The organism is Micromonospora sp. NPDC050695 (assembly GCF_040654415.1).
Classification (GTDB): Bacteria; Actinomycetota; Actinomycetes; order Mycobacteriales; family Micromonosporaceae; genus Micromonospora.
In genome coordinates, this window is sequence record NZ_JBFAHZ010000008.1 from 22,128 (window position 1) to 40,076 (window position 17,949).

General features: G+C 68.7%; 15 protein-coding genes and 1 pseudogene. 2 read left to right on the forward strand and 14 right to left on the reverse strand.

The window, feature by feature from the left end; all coding sequences use genetic code 11:
* Nucleotides 1-139: 139 nt before the first annotated feature.
* The 14 genes and pseudogenes from AB0H52_RS08105 to AB0H52_RS08170 all read right to left on the reverse strand — a co-directional run bounded on the left by AB0H52_RS08105 (nucleotide 140) and on the right by AB0H52_RS08170 (nucleotide 15,453).
* Complete coding sequence (locus AB0H52_RS08105; protein ID WP_151488610.1) at nucleotides 140-1,153, reverse strand: dipeptide ABC transporter ATP-binding protein; 1,014 nt, start codon at nucleotides 1,151-1,153, stop codon at nucleotides 140-142.
* Entirely contained in the window at nucleotides 1,146-2,174 is a 1,029-nt protein-coding gene (locus AB0H52_RS08110) for an ABC transporter ATP-binding protein (RefSeq protein WP_151488633.1), read from the reverse strand. The genes AB0H52_RS08105 and AB0H52_RS08110 overlap by 8 nt, the downstream gene beginning before the upstream one ends.
* Nucleotides 2,175-2,200: 26 nt before the next feature.
* A complete protein-coding gene (locus tag AB0H52_RS08115; RefSeq protein ID WP_151488609.1) occupies nucleotides 2,201-3,169 on the reverse strand; it encodes an ABC transporter permease in 969 nt (322 codons plus the stop codon).
* Nucleotides 3,162-4,088 carry an ABC transporter permease gene (locus AB0H52_RS08120; RefSeq protein WP_151488608.1) on the reverse strand — a complete coding sequence of 309 codons (927 nt, stop codon included), beginning with the start codon at nucleotides 4,086-4,088 and terminating at the stop codon, nucleotides 3,162-3,164. The genes AB0H52_RS08115 and AB0H52_RS08120 overlap by 8 nt, the downstream gene beginning before the upstream one ends.
* Before the next feature lie 149 nt (nucleotides 4,089-4,237).
* On the reverse strand, nucleotides 4,238-5,878 hold the full coding sequence (locus tag AB0H52_RS08125) for an ABC transporter substrate-binding protein (protein WP_151488607.1): 1,641 nt from the start codon (nucleotides 5,876-5,878) through the stop codon (nucleotides 4,238-4,240).
* A gap of 662 nt (nucleotides 5,879-6,540) precedes the next feature.
* Entirely contained in the window at nucleotides 6,541-7,161 is a 621-nt protein-coding gene (locus AB0H52_RS08130) for an ATP/GTP-binding protein (protein ID WP_151488606.1), read from the reverse strand.
* The gene (locus AB0H52_RS08135; RefSeq protein ID WP_192580158.1) at nucleotides 7,139-7,474 is read right to left on the reverse strand and encodes a DUF742 domain-containing protein; all 336 of its coding nucleotides are present in this window, start codon (nucleotides 7,472-7,474) and stop codon (nucleotides 7,139-7,141) included. Before AB0H52_RS08135 ends, AB0H52_RS08130 begins: the two co-directional genes overlap by 23 nt.
* 53 nt (nucleotides 7,475-7,527) lie before the next feature.
* The gene (locus AB0H52_RS08140) at nucleotides 7,528-7,962 is read right to left on the reverse strand and encodes a roadblock/LC7 domain-containing protein (protein ID WP_151488604.1); all 435 of its coding nucleotides are present in this window, start codon (nucleotides 7,960-7,962) and stop codon (nucleotides 7,528-7,530) included.
* On the reverse strand, nucleotides 7,962-10,601 hold the full coding sequence (locus tag AB0H52_RS08145; protein WP_357946024.1) for a nitrate- and nitrite sensing domain-containing protein: 2,640 nt from the start codon (nucleotides 10,599-10,601) through the stop codon (nucleotides 7,962-7,964). Before AB0H52_RS08145 ends, AB0H52_RS08140 begins: the two co-directional genes overlap by 1 nt.
* The gene (locus AB0H52_RS08150) at nucleotides 10,594-11,679 is read right to left on the reverse strand and encodes a hypothetical protein (RefSeq protein WP_357946027.1); all 1,086 of its coding nucleotides are present in this window, start codon (nucleotides 11,677-11,679) and stop codon (nucleotides 10,594-10,596) included. The genes AB0H52_RS08145 and AB0H52_RS08150 overlap by 8 nt, the downstream gene beginning before the upstream one ends.
* 50 nt (nucleotides 11,680-11,729) lie before the next feature.
* Complete coding sequence (locus tag AB0H52_RS08155; protein WP_151488601.1) at nucleotides 11,730-12,986, reverse strand: ammonium transporter; 1,257 nt, start codon at nucleotides 12,984-12,986, stop codon at nucleotides 11,730-11,732.
* Between the two features lie 118 nt (nucleotides 12,987-13,104).
* Nucleotides 13,105-13,415: pseudogene (locus tag AB0H52_RS08160) on the reverse strand (transposase); the annotation flags it as partial.
* A gap of 86 nt (nucleotides 13,416-13,501) precedes the next feature.
* On the reverse strand, nucleotides 13,502-14,188 hold the full coding sequence (locus tag AB0H52_RS08165) for a response regulator transcription factor (protein ID WP_151488632.1): 687 nt from the start codon (nucleotides 14,186-14,188) through the stop codon (nucleotides 13,502-13,504).
* 2 nt (nucleotides 14,189-14,190) lie between these two features.
* Nucleotides 14,191-15,453, reverse strand: coding sequence for an ATP-binding protein (locus tag AB0H52_RS08170; RefSeq protein WP_151488599.1), 1,263 nt, complete (start codon nucleotides 15,451-15,453; stop codon nucleotides 14,191-14,193).
* 157 nt (nucleotides 15,454-15,610) lie between these two features.
* Between AB0H52_RS08170 and AB0H52_RS08175 the strand changes: the two genes are divergently transcribed.
* Nucleotides 15,611-17,380, forward strand: coding sequence for a PspC domain-containing protein (locus AB0H52_RS08175; RefSeq protein WP_151488598.1), 1,770 nt, complete (start codon nucleotides 15,611-15,613; stop codon nucleotides 17,378-17,380).
* Complete coding sequence (locus tag AB0H52_RS08180) at nucleotides 17,377-17,934, forward strand: hypothetical protein (protein WP_192580160.1); 558 nt, start codon at nucleotides 17,377-17,379, stop codon at nucleotides 17,932-17,934. Before AB0H52_RS08175 ends, AB0H52_RS08180 begins: the two co-directional genes overlap by 4 nt.
* The last annotated feature ends 15 nt before the right edge of the window (nucleotides 17,935-17,949 follow it).

Sequence of the window (17,949 nt, forward strand, 5' to 3'; positions counted from 1 at the left end):
CGGGCCGCGGCCCGCTGTGAGCCATCCCGGCGGTCCGGGCGACTCCGCTCTCACCCCGACGACTCGGCCGTGCGGGGTTCCGGACAGACGAAACCGCCTGCCGACGTCGTGACGACGTCGGCAGGCGGTCCCGGGGAACTCACACCTCGTGGGTGGCGACGATCTCGCGCTTCTCGGCGAAGTGGCAGGCGCTCGGGTGGTCCGAGCCCTGCCGGACCTCCAGCAGCGGGACCTTCTCGGCGCACACGTCCTGCGCCTTCCAGCAGCGGGTCCGGAACCGGCAGCCCGAGGGCGGGCTGATCGGCGACGGCACGTCACCCGAGAGCCGGATGATCGTCTTGTGGTGCCGCTGCGTCGGGTCGGGCACCGGCACCGCGGAGAGCAGCGCCTGCGTGTACGGGTGCGTCGGCCGCTCGTAGATCTCGTCCTCGGTGCCGATCTCGACGATCTTGCCGAGGTACATGACCGCGACCCGGTCCGAGAGGTGCCGGACCACGGACAGGTCGTGGGCGATGAAGATGTACGACAACCCGAACTCGGCCTGCAACTGCTCCAGCAGGTTCATCACCTGAGCCTGGATGGACACGTCCAGAGCCGACACCGGCTCGTCGCAGACGATCACCTCCGGCCGCAGCGCGAGCGCACGGGCGATGCCGATGCGCTGGCGCTGACCGCCGGAGAACTGGTGCGGGTACCGGTTGATGTGCTCCGGATTGAGCCCGACCAGGTCGAGCAGCTCCCGGACCTTGGCCCGACGGCTGCCCTTCGGCGCCACCTCCGGGTGGATCTCGAACGGCTCACCGATCAGGTCACCGACCGTCATCCGCGGGTTCAGCGAGGTGTACGGGTCCTGCATGACCAGCTGGATCTGCCGACGCAGACGCCGCAGCGCCCCACCGGAGAGCTTGGAGATGTCCTGGCCCTTGTAGACCACGTTGCCGGCGGTCGGCTTCTCCAGGTTCATCAGCACCCGGGCGAGGGTCGACTTGCCGCAGCCGGACTCGCCGACGACGCCGAGCGTCTCACCGGCGCGCAGACCGAACGAGACCCCGTCGACCGCCTTGACCTGGCCGACGGTCTTCTTGAACACCACACCCTGGGTGACGGGGTAGTGCTTGACCAGGTCACGGACCTCGAGGATGTTCTCAGTCACGGTTCACCAGCTCCTCGGCGAAGTGGCAGGCGCTGGCCCGGGCGGTGCCCACCTGCAGCAGCGGCGGGACCTTCTCCCGGCACACCGGCTGAACCATGGGGCAACGCGGGTTGAACGGGCAGCCCGGCGGGATGTTCATCAGGTTCGGCGGGAGGCCCTTGATCGTCCGGAGCTGCTGCCCCTTCTCGTCCAGGCGCGGGATCGAGTCGATCAGACCCATCGTGTACGGGTGCGCCGGCTTGGCGTACAGGTCGTACACGTCGGCTTCCTCGACGATCCGGCCCGCGTACATGACCGCGATCCGGTCCGCGACGTCGGCGACCACGCCGAGGTCGTGGGTGATCAGGATCATGCCCATCTGCCGCTCACGCTGAAGCTCGGCCAGCAGGTCCATGATCTGGGCCTGCACGGTCACGTCGAGCGCGGTGGTCGGCTCGTCCGCGATCAGCACCTCCGGGTCGAGCGCCAGCGACATCGCGATCATCGCGCGCTGCCGCATACCGCCGGAGAACTGGTGCGGATAGTTGTTGAACCGACTCTTGGCGTTCGGGATCTTGACCTGGTCGAGCATCTCGATCGCGCGCTTCTTGGCCTCCGCGCGGCCCAGGCCCCGCCGGACGCGGAACTGCTCGGCGATCTGGAACCCGACGGTGAAGACCGGGTTCAGTGCCGAGAGCGCGTCCTGGAAGATCATCGCGATGCCCTCACCGCGGATCCGGCGGCGCTCCTCGCCGGACATGCGCAGCATGTCCTTGCCGTGGAAGCGAACCTGCCCGCCGGTGACGAACCCGGGCGGGGTGTCGAGGATGCCCATGATGGTCTGCGCCGTGACGCTCTTGCCGGAGCCGGACTCGCCGAGCACGGCGAGGGTCTCCCCCGCGTCGACGTGGTACGTGACCCCGTTGATGACCTTTGCGACGCCGTCCCGGGTGCGGAACTCCACCCGCAGGTCGTCGACCTCGAGCAGCCGGCCGGAGGGACGTCCGGACCCGCCGGATCCCGGCGCGGACTGCTCGGACACGAGAATGTCGGACAACTGGATCTCCCCTAGCGGAGTTTCGGATCGAGGGCCTCGCGGACCGCCTCACCGAGCATCACGAAGCTCAGCACTGCGGTGACGAGGAACGCGGCGGGGAAGAACACCAGCCCCGGCGCGACCCGGATGAACTGCTGCCCGTCACTGATCATGATGCCCCAGGACACCACCGGCGACTTCAGGCCGACACCGAGGAACGACAGCGTCGCCTCGGCGCCGATGAACGAGCCGACCATGATCGTGCCGTAGACCAGCAGCGGGGCCAGGCAGTTCGGCAGCAGGTGCTTGAGGATGATCCGACCGGTGCCGGCACCCAGCGCGCGGGCCGCGACGATGTAGTCGGCCTCCTTGGTGGCGAGCACCGAGGACCGCATCAGCCGCATGACCACCGGCCAGCTCAGGACGGTCAGGGAGACGATGACGAGGCCCATGATCTGGGCCTTGCTGTTGCCGGAGCCCGAGCCGTTGAACGTGGTCAGGATGACGATCGCGCCCAGCACGAACGGCAGACCGAAGAAGACGTCGGCGATCCGGCTGAGCAGACCGTCCACCCAGCCACCGCGGTAGCCCGCGATGATGCCCATGGTGCCGCCGACCAGCAGGGTGCCCATCACGGAGAGGACGGCGACCACGATGGACGCCCGCGCGCCGTAGATGACCCGGGCGTAGACGTCGCGGCCCTGCACGTCGTAACCGAACCAGCCTTCGGCGCCCGGCTTGTTGAGGCTGCGCGACAGCGAACCGTTGACCGCGTCACCCGGGGCGAACAGCGCCGGGAAGGCGGCCATCAGCAGGAAGATCACGATCAGCGTGGCCGAGATCCAAAACAGCGGCTTACGGCGCAGATCCCGCCATGCGTCGCCGAGCAGGCCACGGGGCTTCTCGTTGCTCTGCGGTGCGCCCGGGGCTGCGGGGGTGGCAGCGTCGGTCGGGTGCGCGGCAGGGGTGCTGACGATCGATGCGGTACTCGGGTCACTCATAGCGGATCCTCGGGTCCAGGGCGGCGTAGAGCAGGTCAACCAGCAGGTTCATCACGAGATAGACCAGCACCAGGACGACCACGATCCCTACCACGGTAGCGCTCTCTTTGGTGACGATCGCGCGGAAGACCTGGCGGCCGATTCCGTTGATGCCGAAGATGCCCTCGGTGACGATCGCGCCGCCCATCAGAGCACCGAGGTCGGTGCCGAGCAGGGTGACCACCGGGATGAGCGAGTTGCGCAGCAGGTGCACACCCACCACCCGGCGCATCGGGAGGCCCTTGGCGATGGCCGTACGCACGTAGTCGGCACGGCGGTTCTCCGCGATGCTCGTGCGGGCCACCCGGGCTATGTACGCCACCGATGCGCTACCGAGCACGAAGCCCGGCACGATCAGTTCAGAGAGCCGCATCTCCGAGGAGACGGTCGGCTTGATGATGCCCCACTGCACGCCCAGCAGCCACTGGAGGACGAAGCCGACCACGAAGACCGGCAGCGCGATGAGGAAGAGCGTGGAGACCAGGACCAGGTTGTCCAGGAAGCCGTTGCGCCGCAGACCGGTCAGCACGCCGGCGCCGAGGCCGATCACGGCCTCGATGGCGAGCGCCACCAGGGCCAGCTTCAGCGTGTTCGGGTACGACGTCAGGATGATGTCGCTGATCTCACGCTGCGAGAACGTGGTGCCGAAGTCCCCCTGGAGCAGGTTCTTCATATAGTTGGCGTACTGCACGAAGACGTTCTGGTCGAGGTGGTACTTCTCGGTCATGAACGCGATGTACTGGTCCGGGCAGCGGCGCTCGCCGCACTTGCCGGCGAACGGATCGCCCGGAACGGCCCAGACGAGGGCGTAGATCAGGAACGTCGTACCGATGAAGACCGGCACGAGTTGGAGCAGCCGTCTCAACAGATAACGGCCCATGGGGTGGTCCTCCAGACAGGGGGCGCGTCGGACGGCCGACACGGTGGTGACAACGTGGCGAGCGGGGTGTTGTAACACCCACTCGCGGAACGGCCCCGGGCCGGGCTCACCGGATGTGGCGAGCCCGACCCGGGGTCAGACCGTTCGGATCAGAGCTCGACCGAGGTGATGTCGAGTTCGCCGACGTTGTTCAGCTCGAGCTTCTTGATCTTCTCCGAGTGGCCGGACTGCTGGCCGTAGAAGTAGATCGGGATGCTCGGGACGTCCTGGTCGACCAGCTCGACGGCCTTGGAGAACGCCTCGTGCGAGGCTTCCAGGCTCGGCGCGGCGCTGGCCTGCTTGGCCAGGGCGTCGACCTGCGGGTTGCTGTACAGGCCGTCGTTGGAGGAGCCACCCTTGACGTAGAGCGGGTTGACCCAGTTCTCCACGTCCGGGTAGTCCTGCTGCCAGGCGGCACGGTACGGGCCGGTCATCTTGTGCGCGTTGATGTTCTGGCGGAAGACCGCGAAGGTCGGGACGCCCTCGGCGCGAGCCTCGATGCCGAGGTTGGTCTTGACCTGCTGCGCAACGGCGTCCATCCAGTCCTTGTGGCTGGAGTCGGCGTTGTAGTAGAAGACCATCTCGCCGGTGAAGCCGCCGGCCTCGGTCAGCAGCTGCTTGGCCGTGGTCGGGTCGAACTTGCAGGCGGTGCAGTTGCCCGGCTTGGCGCCCGGGGTCAGCGGGTTCGCCCAGCTGTCGGCCGGCTTGCGGGTACCGAAGAAGATCTTGTCCGAGATCTCCTGCCGGTTGATCGACAGCGACACGGCCCGACGCAGCTTCGGGTTCTGGAAGCGCTTGTCGTAGATCGGGAAGGCGATCAGCGCGGTCGACGGCGTGGTGGTCGACAGCCCACGGTCACCGAGGTCGGTCTTCCACTTGTCACCGGCGAGGGCCGAGGTGGGGACCGTCTCCATGAAGTCGAGGTTGTTGGCCAGCAGGTCGTTGTAGGCCGCCGTCTCGTCCTGGTACAGCTTGACGTCGACGTCCTTGATCTTCATCTTGTCGCGCAGGTTGTAGTCGTCGAAGCGCGTCAGCTTGATGAGGACGTTGTCCTCCCACGACACGAACTTCACCGGGCCGTTGCCGATCGGCTTCTTGCCGAACTCCTCGGGCTTCATGGTGAAGAAGGCGTCCGGCAGCGGCATGAAGGCGCTGTAGCCGAGCTTGGTCGGGAAGACCGCCGTGGGGGCCGCCAGAGTGACCTCGAAGGTCTGCTCGTCGATGACCTTCAGGCCGGACAGCTCCTTGGCCGTGGGCGGCGGGGCCTTCTGCGGGCCGTCCGCGCCGTCCGGGTCCTCGGTGTAGGTCTTGTCGAAGCCGGCGATGTCCGAGAAGAACGTGCCGTTCTGCGCGCCGTTCGGCGAGTACGCGGCCCAGTTCCAGGCGTCGATGAAGTTCTTCGCCTTCACCTCGGTACCGTCGTGGAACTTGGTACCCTTCTTGATCTTGATCGTGAAGACCTTGGAGTCCTTGGAGTCGATGGACTCGGCCAGCGCGTTGCGCGGGGCCCCACCGTCGTTCGGGTACTCGACCAGGCCGGTGAACAGCCAGTCGATGACCTTGCCGCCGCCGGTCTCCGTGGTGTTCGACGGGACCAGCGGGTTCTCCGGCTGGACACCGTGGATGACGATCGCGCCGTCCTTGCTGGCGGCGGCGTTGCCGTCACCGTCACCGCTCGAGCAACCGCTCGCGACAAGCGCGGCAGCCGCGCTGAGCGCGATCGCGCTCGTCGCCCGCTTCGAGACTCTCATTCCGAGGGGCCTCCTCTTTCTAACCAGGTTCCGTCGTGGGTTTCACGCACGTTTGGGGGTGACACCGCCCGACCACCCCGGGGCGCGGGTCGTCGGGATCACAGGGAAGTTGGAGACACCCCTGATGTTCCGATCCGCCGGGCTCCCCACCCGCCGGGGCGTGACCCTACGCGGGCGACACGGCCACGAACCGCCGTCAAAACAGCGAGGGTCGTGGTCGTGGGCCGTACGGAGTGCCACACACCAAGGGTGAAGTGCTGCCACTGTGACACCCACTGGCCGCTGCCGTGAAGGTGCCGTTATCAAGCCGTTAGTTGCCCGCCACGTTGCCGATACTTGAAAAATGATCATAAAGCGGTCGGGACGGGCAGCTCCGAGCAGGAAATAGGTAGCCAAGCCGGCCGCGACGCTCGGCGGGGAATTGCGTTGCGTGAGCTTGTCCGCACTCTCCCTCGGCGCTGGCGGAGCGCAGCCGGCCCCGACACCGCGCGAAGCGGGGCCGGGGCCGACTCCTCACCGCCGTCTTCCTCGCCGTGACGCTCCCACCCGCGCAAACCCTGCACCGGTCGATCTGGCGACGAACAGCCCAAGCCCGAACCCGACGAGCCACTACCAGTGCAGACAGGCGAACTGACGTTGGGGTACTGAGCCCCGGCCGTGACTCATGAACCAGTCACATCGGTTGGCGGGCCGGCCCGTCGCGGCATCGTCAGACTGCGGCGCAGAACCACCAACAACGCATCCAGCACCGAGCCCCGGTCGCGGGCATCGAAGGTGATCAGTGGTGTGTCGTCGGAGATCGCCAACGCCCACCGGACATCGTCAAGATCATGGGTCAGCAAGCCGTCGAACAGGTTGACCGCCACCCCGAAAGGAATGCCGGTCCGCTCGAAGTAGTCGACCGCCGGATAACAGTCATCGAGGCGACGCGCATCCACAATCACCAACGCACCGAGCGCCCCCTCCGTCAGATCCCGCCACATGAATCCGAAGCGGTCCTGGCCCGGCGTACCGAAGAGATAGAGCTTGATCTCGTCGTCGATGGTGATGCGACCGAAGTCGAGTGCAACCGTCGTGGTCGTCTTACTCGGCACCTCCTCGGCACGGTCGAATGCAGCCGCGACCTCGGTGATCGGTGCCTCGGTGGTCAGTACGGGAACTTCGGAGATCTGGGAGACCGCAGTGGTCTTGCCTACTCCGAAACCACCGGCGATGACGATTTTCACCGGTACAGGCGGCCGGCCCTGGTCGGGAGCCGCGTCAGCGAATGGCAGTGAGTCCACGGATAACCCTCTCGATGATCTGCCTCTGCCGGTCCTCGGGCAGGTGCAATCCGCGGGTGGTGAGAAAGTTCAACGCAATTAAATCGGCGACCAGCACTCGGGTGACTCCGAGATGCAGCCCGACGTGGGCCGATATCTCCGCGATCGCAACCCACTCCCTGCAGAACTCGACGATGTCGCGATGCTCGTAGTGCAGGCGAGACGTCGAGTCCAGGCCATCCCGTGTCGCCACCACTTGCGCCGCCATGTTCAACTTCATCCCGATGGGGCGTACCCGCCCACCGGTCAGCAGATAAGGCCGTACCCGGGACACTCGGCGATGATGTCCGCCGACTGTTTCGTTAACCCCGTCTGCGACCATCCCGGTCAGGCCCGGACCGTCAGCTTCAGTTCGTCAATAAGCTGCGGCGTGAGTACTGGGCCGGCATGGTTGGCAAAGACCGCCATCTCATAGGCGAGGTTGCCCAGGCTGGCGTCCTTTTGTGCGAGCACTCCGAGTGAACAACCCGGGCTGATGGCGCTGACTAGTAGATAGCCCCGCTGCAGGTCGATGATGACCTTGTTCGTGGCACCGAGGTCGTACACACGTGAAGCGCCGCTCGCCAGGCTCGCGAGAGCCGAGGTGATGGCCGCGAGACGATCAGCGTCTGTGCGGGAGAGGGTGGAGGAGAGCGCCACGAGCAGTCCGTCGGAGGAGACAGCAATCGCCTCCAGGACGCCTGCGGTCTCGCTGGCGAACCTTTCGAGCAGCCAGTTGAACTGCTGCGCCTCGTTGCTTGTCTGGTAAGCGGGTACGGTCATTATCGGCTCCGGTCATTGTGAAGGGCCGCCGCCCGAGCGAGCCCCTCGTGAAAGTCGTCGAGTGCTGCCCGTTCGGCTTCGGGATCACGCAGGGTACTTGCGCCTCCAGCGGGCGGCGGAGCCGCCCGGTACCGCGCGCGAGCGGCGAGTTCCTCGGCCAACTGCACGTCGAGATGCTCTCCCGGACGGCGCCGTTCCAGCCCGCTGGCGCTGAGCTGAGCGGTCCCGCGAGCCGTCGGCGAGGGAGCAACGCGCGGCGGCAATGCCCCGACGCCCGGAGCCGGCCCGGCTGACGGTTGCGCATCCCGGCCTGGCCGACGAGCCGCAGACCCGACCGCGCCCTCAGCTTGGGCCTCCGCACGGACCATCTCGTCCAGCTCGGCGCGCTCCACGTCGGGACGTCGCGGCGGATACGGCAGAGGTCCGGGGTCATCCCAGCCCAGCGACGTCTGGCTCAGTCCTGGACGGCGTCGCCGCAGCCCAGCGCGGGTTTCCGTGGCTACCGATTCCGCTGCCGTCCGGGGCGACGTCGCGTCGGGCTGGTTCCCCCTCGGGACAGTTGGCAGAGGATCGTGATGGTGGGGTATCTCCTGAGCGCCGTCCAACCGCCCGCTCCACCAGTTGAAGACATTCTTGCCGAGCGCCCCGGTCAGCGGCGGGGACGACGGTGCCAGACCTACGGCGGATGCGCTGCCGGTGCCGGCCTTCGCCGCTGCCCGGCCGACTTTCGGCCGCGCCGGCATGGGCTGAGTCCATCCTTGCGGCCGGACCGCCGGTTGATCGACACCCATCAGCAGCAGCAAATGCCGCGGAACCGTGATCTCGACGGTCACCCCGGCGACCGGCGATGGCAGCAGTCGTACCGTCATTCCGTGCCTGCGGGCCAGCCGTCCCACGACGATCAGTCCGAGCATGTTGGTCGGCGCGACGTCAGGGCGTCCCGCAGAGACAAGGCGGCGATTCTCCTCGACGATTCGGTCCGGCTTCATGCCGATGCCGGAGTCGACGACGCGGATCAGGCAGTCTGAACCCAGACTTGCCGAAACGTCGACCGGCGCGGACGGCGGCGAGAACGACGTGGCGTTCTCCAGCACCTCGGCAAGGATCAGGGTCAGGTCGGCTACGACGCCCGCCGCCACCGTTGTGTTGGCCACGGAATTCACGTGGACGTTCTGGTAGCGCTCGATCTCGCCGATCGCGGAACGGATCACATCGATCAGCGGTGTGGGGGCATGCGCGCGCAACTGCTCCTCGTCCCGCCGACCGGCAATCGCCAGCAGACTCTCGGTCCCCCGCCGGAGGCGGCTGGTCAGATGATCCAACTGGTACAGCTGGGCCAGCCGCTCTTCATTGGACTCGTCGCGCTCCAACTGGTCGATACGAGCAACCTGCCGCTCGACCAGACTACGGGTGCGGTTCGCGATGTTACCGAACATCACGGAGACGTTGCGCCGGTTGAGTGCCTGTTGTTGCAGCAGCAGCGCCGCAGTCGCCTGAACACGGTTGATCGCCGATGCCAGTTCGCCAATCTCGTCAGCCGACCGCAGCATGACGGCCGCGAACTTCGGTTGAAATTCCTCGTCGTCGAACTCAAGCTCGTTGATCCGATTCATTTCGCGGGTGGCGAGGTCCGCTACCGCGTTGGCCGCGCGCGCCATTCGCTTCAGGGGCCGTGCCACGGACCTGTTAATCGCAGCGGCGAAGAGGCAGATCGCGGCCAGCAGCGCCACCAACACTCCGGTCTCCAGGGAGGCGGCGCGACGGCCAGCGACCGCGGCGTTCACCGCTCGCTGCGTGATATCGCGCGTGATCTCGTCCTGGACTTCCTGCCTCGTTGCAAGCGCCCCCTCCATCATCGACATCAGTCGACTAATCGGCAGGGTCCGGGCTGGCCCGCGGCGGCTCGTCACGGCGGCCACCGCCGCTCTTGCCCGCCCGGATGTCGGCCCCGCATCCGCTGCCGCGATCAATGCCTCGTGGTGCGCGTCACCCTCTTGTCTGAAAGTCTCCCGGTATATCACGGCCGCAGACTCCGCCGTGACCGCCAGTTGTTGGGCTGCGTTTGGGTCCACCGGCTCGAGGAGCACCGCAGTGAGGCTCTGGCTGGTTACCTCGTTCAGTCGCAGCAGGGCGTCCACCGACGCCATCTGTCGCAGTCCCGGCGCGTCAACACCTGCTGAGCCGGCCAGACGTAAGCCATCGAGCAGTTCCCGGATCAGCTCGTCGTAGCTGTGGGCGAACTGCGCCGCCGTGCGGGCGCCCCCCAACACCCGGGCACGAAGCTCTCGCAAGTGCTCTGGATGGCCCAGCGCCATGCGGAGCTCGGCGGCACTGGTCGACGGCAGCGCGCGCGCCGCGCTCTCCCAACTGTCGTCCACCTGCTGCATTTGAACAAGAAGCGCGTCGTGACTGACCGGCGCTCCGCCGAGCCGACCCACGACGAGTAGGCGCTCTCGCTGTAGGTCCCGGATCACCCGGCTAACCGAGCGCGCATCCTCTGCACTGTTCGCGACGACCGTGGCCGAACGCGCCTGGTCGATCCCGCGTGCGACGAGCGGTATCGTGGCGCACAGCGCCACGGCCACCGACAGCAGCGACAGCAGGCTGAGTCGCTGCGCGACGCGCAGTCCGCTAAGCATCTGTCAGCTCGTCGTCACCCGATCGAGGCCGTACGCCGCGCCCGACCCGAAGCAATTCTTCGGCCGCGAGTAGGTCCCGAGCATCAACCTCGGGCATCGCGACGGACACGGCCGCGATATCGGCAGTCGGATCCGCCCCAACCTCATCGTCCCGGTCGTCGGCCGACTCCCGTTCACGACCCGGCATCGCCCACCAGAGCAGCAGCAGACCGACCAATACCCCGCCGATCACCAAGGCGATCTGCTGTTGCCGGAGCCTGTCGAGGGTCCGGACGCGATCCTTGAGTAGCCGGTCCAACTGCTTGGACATCGCGTCGGCCACGGCCAGACTCGCGTCCTGCACCAGGACGGCGTTGGCGGCGGTTGCCCTCGTACCAGCAGTGCCGGCCGGCGCAGTGTCGCCGAACCGGCTGACCGTGTCGCGGAACGAGTCGAGGGGCTCGACCAGCGCGGCGTGGCTGGCGGCTCCGGTCGCGTCACGCAGGCCTGCGTCGATCGCGGCCGCCGCAGCCGCCACCTGCGCGCGGGTCACCGCGATGACGAGTGCGGCCGACCCAGACCCGCCGCCGAGGTACGTCTGGTCAGCAACCAGATTCGCGCCGATCAGCACGATGGGCAACTGAACGAAGCTCGCATCGGCGAGGTAGTTGACGTAGCTGTCCGCACTGCTGGTCAGGTGCGCGAGACGCACCACCTTAGCGGCCATATCCACCGCAAGAGTGAGCACCTCGCCGTACCGGTCGAGCGCCTGACGCCCGGTCGGCATGTCGTCGATGAGCTGCCCGACCTTCGGGCGTAGGCCGGACCAGCGCGGGCCGAGGCCAAGCTCCTCGCCCTCGCGTCCGTCGAGGGCATCGAGCTCGGTGACCACCCGTTGCAGTGCGCCCGGGTTGGCTGGAGTGTTGCGCACCGCTTGCGCCCTGAGCCGGGTCAACTCGCTGAGCAGGTCGATGGTCGCCCGCAGGTAGCGCACCCCCTGCTGTGCACTGGTGACCTGAGCGACGTCGGAATCAATGCGGCTACGTGACTGCACGGCAAGCATCACGTGCACCGCGGAGAGCGCGATGATCAACAGCAACGCGACTGCGATCCAAGGTCCGCGCCGGCGGAGGGCCGATGTTGGACTGGTCACGACCGGGCCGCCGGCTGCGGTGTCGACGGGAACTCGTACGCGGTCTCGCCATGCTCCGCCAGGTCAGCTCCGACACTCTCGGCACGGCCACTGACCCGATTGCCACGAATCCGCGACACGAGGCTCATGATGATCAGGGAGACCAATGCGGAGTACACCACCACAGCGCAGACGCTCAACGCCTGAACGCCGAGCAGTCGGTATCCTCCGCCATAGAACAGGCCATTCGCGATTCCAGGATTGACCGAGGCGGTGGCGAAGAGGCCGACCGAGAGCGCGCCGATCAACCCACCGCCGAGATGGACGGCGGCAACGTCGAGCGCGTCGTCAAGTCGGAGCAGCACCTTGAGCCCGACCGCGAAGTGGCACAGCACGCCTGCGGCGAGACCGATCAACAGCGCACTCGACGGCGTGACGTACCCGGCCGCCGGGGTGATCGCGACCAGGCCGGCCACCGCCCCAGACGCGGCACCCAGCGTTGTGGGCTTACCGAACCGAAGTCGCTCCGCAGCCGCCCAAGCGATCATCGCCGCTGCTGCGGCTGCCTGCGTGTTGATGACGGCAAGCACAGCCAGGCCATTGGCGCTGAGCGCCGAACCACCGTTGAATCCGAACCAGCCGACCCAGAGCAGCGCCGTACCGAGCAGCATCAACGGCAAATTGTGCGGACGGTGCTCCGCACGGGCCCGACGGCCCAGACGAGCGGCGACGACAAGCGCCGCCGCTCCGGCGTTCGCGTGAACCACAGCTCCACCGGCGAAGTCAAGCGCGCCGAGCTGGTGCGCCCAACCAAGCGGCGAGAACAGCCAGTGCGCCACGGGCGCGTAGACCAACAGAGACCAGAGCGCGATGAAGAGCATCGAGGCGCTGAAGCGCCAGCGTTCCGCCCCAGCCCCGGTGATCAGAGCCGGTGTGATCACCGCGAACATCATCTGGAACAGCACAAAGGCCATCGACGGCACCCCGGCGAGGTCGATCCCCGGCACTGCGGCCGCGAGATCGGTCAGCCCGGCGAACGACCACCCACCGACGAATGAGTTGCCGGGCCCGAACGCCAGGGAGTAGCCGAGCAGTAACCACAGGACCGTCACAACGCCGATCGTCATCATGCTCTGCATCACCGTACCGGCGACGTTCGAGGCGCGAACCATGCCGCCGTAGAAGAAGGCCACTCCCGGCGTCATCAGCAGCACCAAGGCGGCCGAAACCAAAACCCAGGCAGTTGCTCCACCGTCAAGGCCCGCTTGACTCATCCGTACTCTCCTCCACCCGCAGAGCAAGATCGCCTTGTCCGCACAACGGCCTAGAATCGGTTTTGGTTCAAGGGTCTGTCAACTGAACCGAGAACGGTGCGACTCTAGTTGTTGAGGGTTACCAGCGGCCTGCGGTCAGGCGGCCTTCGAAGGACATCTCGAAGGCACTCAGCGTATGGTCCACCGGCCGGCAGGCTTGCCTGGTCAGGTCGAGGCCCCTCACCGGGCGGTAGCCGCCCTTTAGGGCGGCACCTTCGGTTGCGGTTGTAGCCGCGGGCACGGATAGCTCGGCGGATCCGGGCGATAACGGACTCGATGGCGTTGGTGGAGCAGATGACGGTACGGATCTCGGCGTCAAAAGCCAGGAACGGCACGAACTCTGCCGTGCGCCTGCTCCCACAACCGGATGATCGACGGATACCTCCGGCCCTCGCCGCCTGACCGAGTCCGGCAGCAGGATCACCGGGCAGCGGCATCCGCCGCATCTGCCCCAATCGCCGGGGAGGAGGAATAGATCACACCAGCCGACGGTCCGCGGCCCAGCGGGACAGCTCGTAGCGGTTGGACATCTGGAGCTTGCGCAGCACGTTAGACACGTGCGTCTCCACCGTCTTGATGGAGATGAACAGCTCCTTCGCGATCTCCTTGTACGCGTACCCCCGGGCAAGCAGTCGCAGCACCTCCCGCTCACGGTTGGTGAGCTGGTCCAGCTCCGGGTCGGCCACCGGCGCGTCCGGTCGGGCCGCGAAGGCGTCCAGCACGAACCCGGCCAGCCGCGGACTGAACACCGCGTCACCGTCGGCGACCCGGCGGATCGCCGCCGCCAGCTCGTCCGGCGAGATCGTCTTGGTCACGTACCCCCGGGCACCGGCACGGATCAGCCCGATCACGTCCTCGGCCGCGTCGGAGACGCTCAGCGCCAGGAACTTGACCTGCGGATGGCTGCGCCGCATCGCCTCCAGCACCGCGCGTCCGCCACCGTCGGGCATGTGCACGTCGAGCAGCACCACGTCCGGGCCGGTAGCCGCGATCCGGGTCACCGCCTCAGCCACGGTGCTCGCCTCACCCACCACCTCGACGTGGGCACCCAACTCCGCGCGTACGCCTGCTCGGAACATCGCGTGGTCGTCCACCAGGAACACCCGCAGCCGCCCGGGGCGGGCGTCCGCCGGGTCGAGGTGCTCCGTCGACTGCTCGGGCATGCTCATCTGTTCCTCTCCGCTGCGGACGAGTCCCGGGAGATCGGCAGGATCAACCGGACCTCGGTCCCCTCCCCCGGTCCGGACCGGATCTCGGCCCGTCCGCCGTGCCGCTTCATCCGCCCGATGATCGAGCCGCGTACGCCGTGCCGGTGGTCCTCCACGGTATCCGGATCGAAGCCCTTCCCCCGGTCCCGGACGAAGACACTGACCTGATCCGGCTCCACCTCGGCGTAGAGCGACACGGTCTGCACCTCGGCGTGCCGGGCCGCGTTCACCAACGCCTCCCGCGCGGCGGCGACCAGCGCACCGACCTTCTCGTCGGTCTCCCGGTCGCCCACCACCACCGCCTCCACGGTGATCGCGAACGTGTCCTCGACCTCGGCGGCCGCCTGCTCCAGGGCCGCGGCGAACCGTTCGTGCGGCGACGCGGTGGGCTTGTAGAGCCAGTTGCGCAGCGACCGTTCCTGCCCCCGCGCCAGCCGCTGGACCGTCTTGACGTCCGTGGCGTTGCGCTGGATCAGGGCCAACGTGTGCAGCACCTGGTCGTGCACCATCGCGGCCAGCTCGGCCCGCTCCTGCTCGCGGATCCGTCCCTCCCGCTCGGAGCGGAGCTGGCTGTACGTCCGCCACAGCACCGGTGCGGCGACCACGCCGACACCGGCCAGCCCCACCAGCGCGAAGATCACGCCGTTGATCACCGCGTCGAAGTTCTGGGCTGGCGAGTAGACGGCCGCCACACCGATGATGCCGACCGCGACCAGGACCCCGCCGCCGATGAACCGGAGGACGAAGGCCCGCCGGTCGCTCTCCTCGACGACCGCGCCGAGCCAGGGCACCGGTGCGTCGCCCCAGCGTCGACGCCGCTCGGGAGCGGACTGGTGCCAGATGACCCCGGCGCCGACCGCGATGATGGCCACCAGCCAGCCGGCGGTGCCCGCCGCACCGACCGAGTCGAACACCATCACCTGGATCAGCAGGACACCCAGCCCGATCCCCACGAACGGCAGGAGCTGGGCCACGTCCCGCCGGGGCGGGACGGCGGTGTCACCGGGTCGCAGCGGCACCACCGCCCAGAAGGCCGCGTAGAGCAGCAGGCCCAAGCCGCTCAGGCCGAGCAGCACCATGAACGCGACCCGGACGCGCAGCACCGAGATGCCGAGGTGGTCGGCGATGCCGGCGGCGACGCCGGCGGCCATCCGATGCTCGGGGGCGCGGTACAGGCGCGGGGGCGGTGTGACGGTGCTGATCGCGGGCTCCCTGGTCACGGTGGTGGACTGGTCGGGTTCGGTGAGTCCGATCGTCACACGCCGCGGCGGCCACGACCACGGGGACGCCCCCGACATTCCGGCCGCCGATATCTCAGGGTGGGGTCAGGGTCGGGTCCTGAGGTCGCTCGGGCGGACCGGGCAGCAGTATCGACGTATGACCGAGGAAGCTGCCCCGCCGCCCCGCCCGGGATCGGCACAGCCGGGCGGTTCATCACCGCCCCCACCAGCCGCGACACCGTCCGGCTGGGCCGAGCCCACCACGTTCGGCCCGCCCAGCGCCGGTCCGACCGCCGCCCCGACACCGGGCGATCCCGGCAGCGGCGGCGCGGGCTACCCGCCCGGCACCGGCTACGGGCCGGACGCCCGCCACGGGGCGGCCGGGGCCGCTGGCACACCGCCCGGTCCGGGCACGCCACCGCCGCTGGGCGGCGCCGGCTTCACCTCGCGGTACGGGTTGGTCCGCCCGCGTGAAGGGCGCTACCTCGCCGGGGTCTGCGCGGCGATCGGACGGGCCACCAACACCGATCCGGTGCTGTGGCGGGTGCTGCTCGCGGTGCTCGGGTTCTTCGGCGGCATCGGCATCCTGGTGTACGTCGCCGCGTGGCTGATCATCCCGAACGAGGGCGACACGGCGTCGCCGGTGGAGTCGATGCTCGGGCGCGGTCGGTCCAGCATGTCGCCGGTGACCGTGATCATCCTGGGCATCCTGGTCGCGGCCAGTTTCGGTTACATCGTCACCGACGCCTTCCGCGCGGTGTTGCTCGGCGCGGCCATCCTGATCGGTGGCGCGCTGCTGCTCAACCGGGACAGCCGAGGGCCGCAGCTCGGCACACCCGGCGGTCCGGCACCGGCCGGTACACCACCCGGCCCGGTCCCGCCGGTCACCTGGCCGGCCCCGGCGCCCGGCACCGTACCGCCCGCCGGCCCACCGGCGACGGCACCGCCGGTCGGCGGCGACCCGGCGTACGTGACGGCGGCACCCCCCGCCCCGGCGTACCGCGCCCAGCCGGTGGCCGACGCACGACCGGTCTCCGGGGTGGGGTCGACCTCCGGGCAGCCGGCCGGCACGACCTCCCCGCCGCAGCCGGGCTGGCCGGCGCCCGCGCCCGGTTGGCCGACCACCGGCACGCCCAGCGAAGGCTGGCCGGCGGCGCCGGTGACCGGCGTGCCCGCCACCGGCGCCCCCGCCGGCTACCCGACCCCGGCGGCTCCGGGCGGCTACCGCCCTCCGTTCGCCCCGCACGGCCCGTACGCGTCTCCGGCTCCGGCCGCGTACCCGCCGCCCAAGCCACCGAAGCCGCCAAAGCGGCCGAAGGAGCGATCGCCCCTCGGCTCGGTGACGTTCTCCCTGATCTTCCTGGCCCTCGGTCTGGTCGCCCTGCTCGACCTGCTCGACGTCTTCAACATCGGCGCGTCGGCGTACTTCGCGGCAGCGCTGGCCACCATCGGGCTCGGCCTGCTGGTCGGCACCTGGTTCGGCCGTGCCCGCTGGCTGATCGCGCTCGGCCTGGTGACCGCCGCCGCGCTGGGCACGGCGACGGTCGCCGAGTCCTACGACCGGATCCGCGGGGTCGACGGCGCGGTCACCTGGGCACCCACCGACTATCGCGATCTCGCCGACCGGTACGAGAACAGCTTCGGTGACGCCGTGCTCGACCTGCGGGGGATCGACTTCGCGAACCGGGACACCCAGGTGACCGTGGCGATCAACTTCGGCAAGGCGACCGTGGTCGTCCCGCCGAATGTGGACGTCACCACGGTGGCGGACGTCAACGCGGGCGACGCCACCGTGTTCGGCAACCGGTCCGGGGGGCTGGACGGCAGCCTGCGGGAGTCCACCGACCTCGGCGCGGACGGGCCCGGCGGCGGGAAGCTACGCCTGTACATCCACGTCAATGCCGGAAACCTGGAGGTGACCCGATGAAGGCTCACCGTACCGACCTGGTGTCGTTCGCCTTCGGGCTGGTGTTCCTGGCGCTGTCCGCCTGGTGGCTGCTCGCTCAACTGCTCGGGCTCGCACTGCCGCCGGTCGGCTGGTTCCTGGCCGGCGCACTGATCCTGATCGGGGTGTTCGGGCTGGTCGGTGCGCTGCGCTCGGGCCGGCCGAGCCAACCGGAGCCGGCCGTGCAGGCCACCGCACCCGTGTCCGGTGCCAGCGCGCCGGTTTCCGGTGCCGCCGCGCCCGTGCCCGGTGACACCGCGCCACTTCCGGCCGTCACCGTTCCGACCTCCGGTGTCCCGCTGCCGTCCTGGGAGGCCGACCGCTCCACCTGGGACACCGCGCCGGCACCGGAGGCGCCGACCGCGGAGGTGATCCACCCGGCGTGGCTGGCCCATCCGCCGGCGGAGCCGGAGACCACGCCGGTGCCCGGTCCGGCTCGTTCCGGGGCCGACGAGCCGACCTGGGCCGAGCAACCGGTCGAGGTCGTCGACGACCGGCCGGCGGACGAGCGGGAGGGGCGGCGCACGCAACCCTGACCAAGCGGGGGTGCC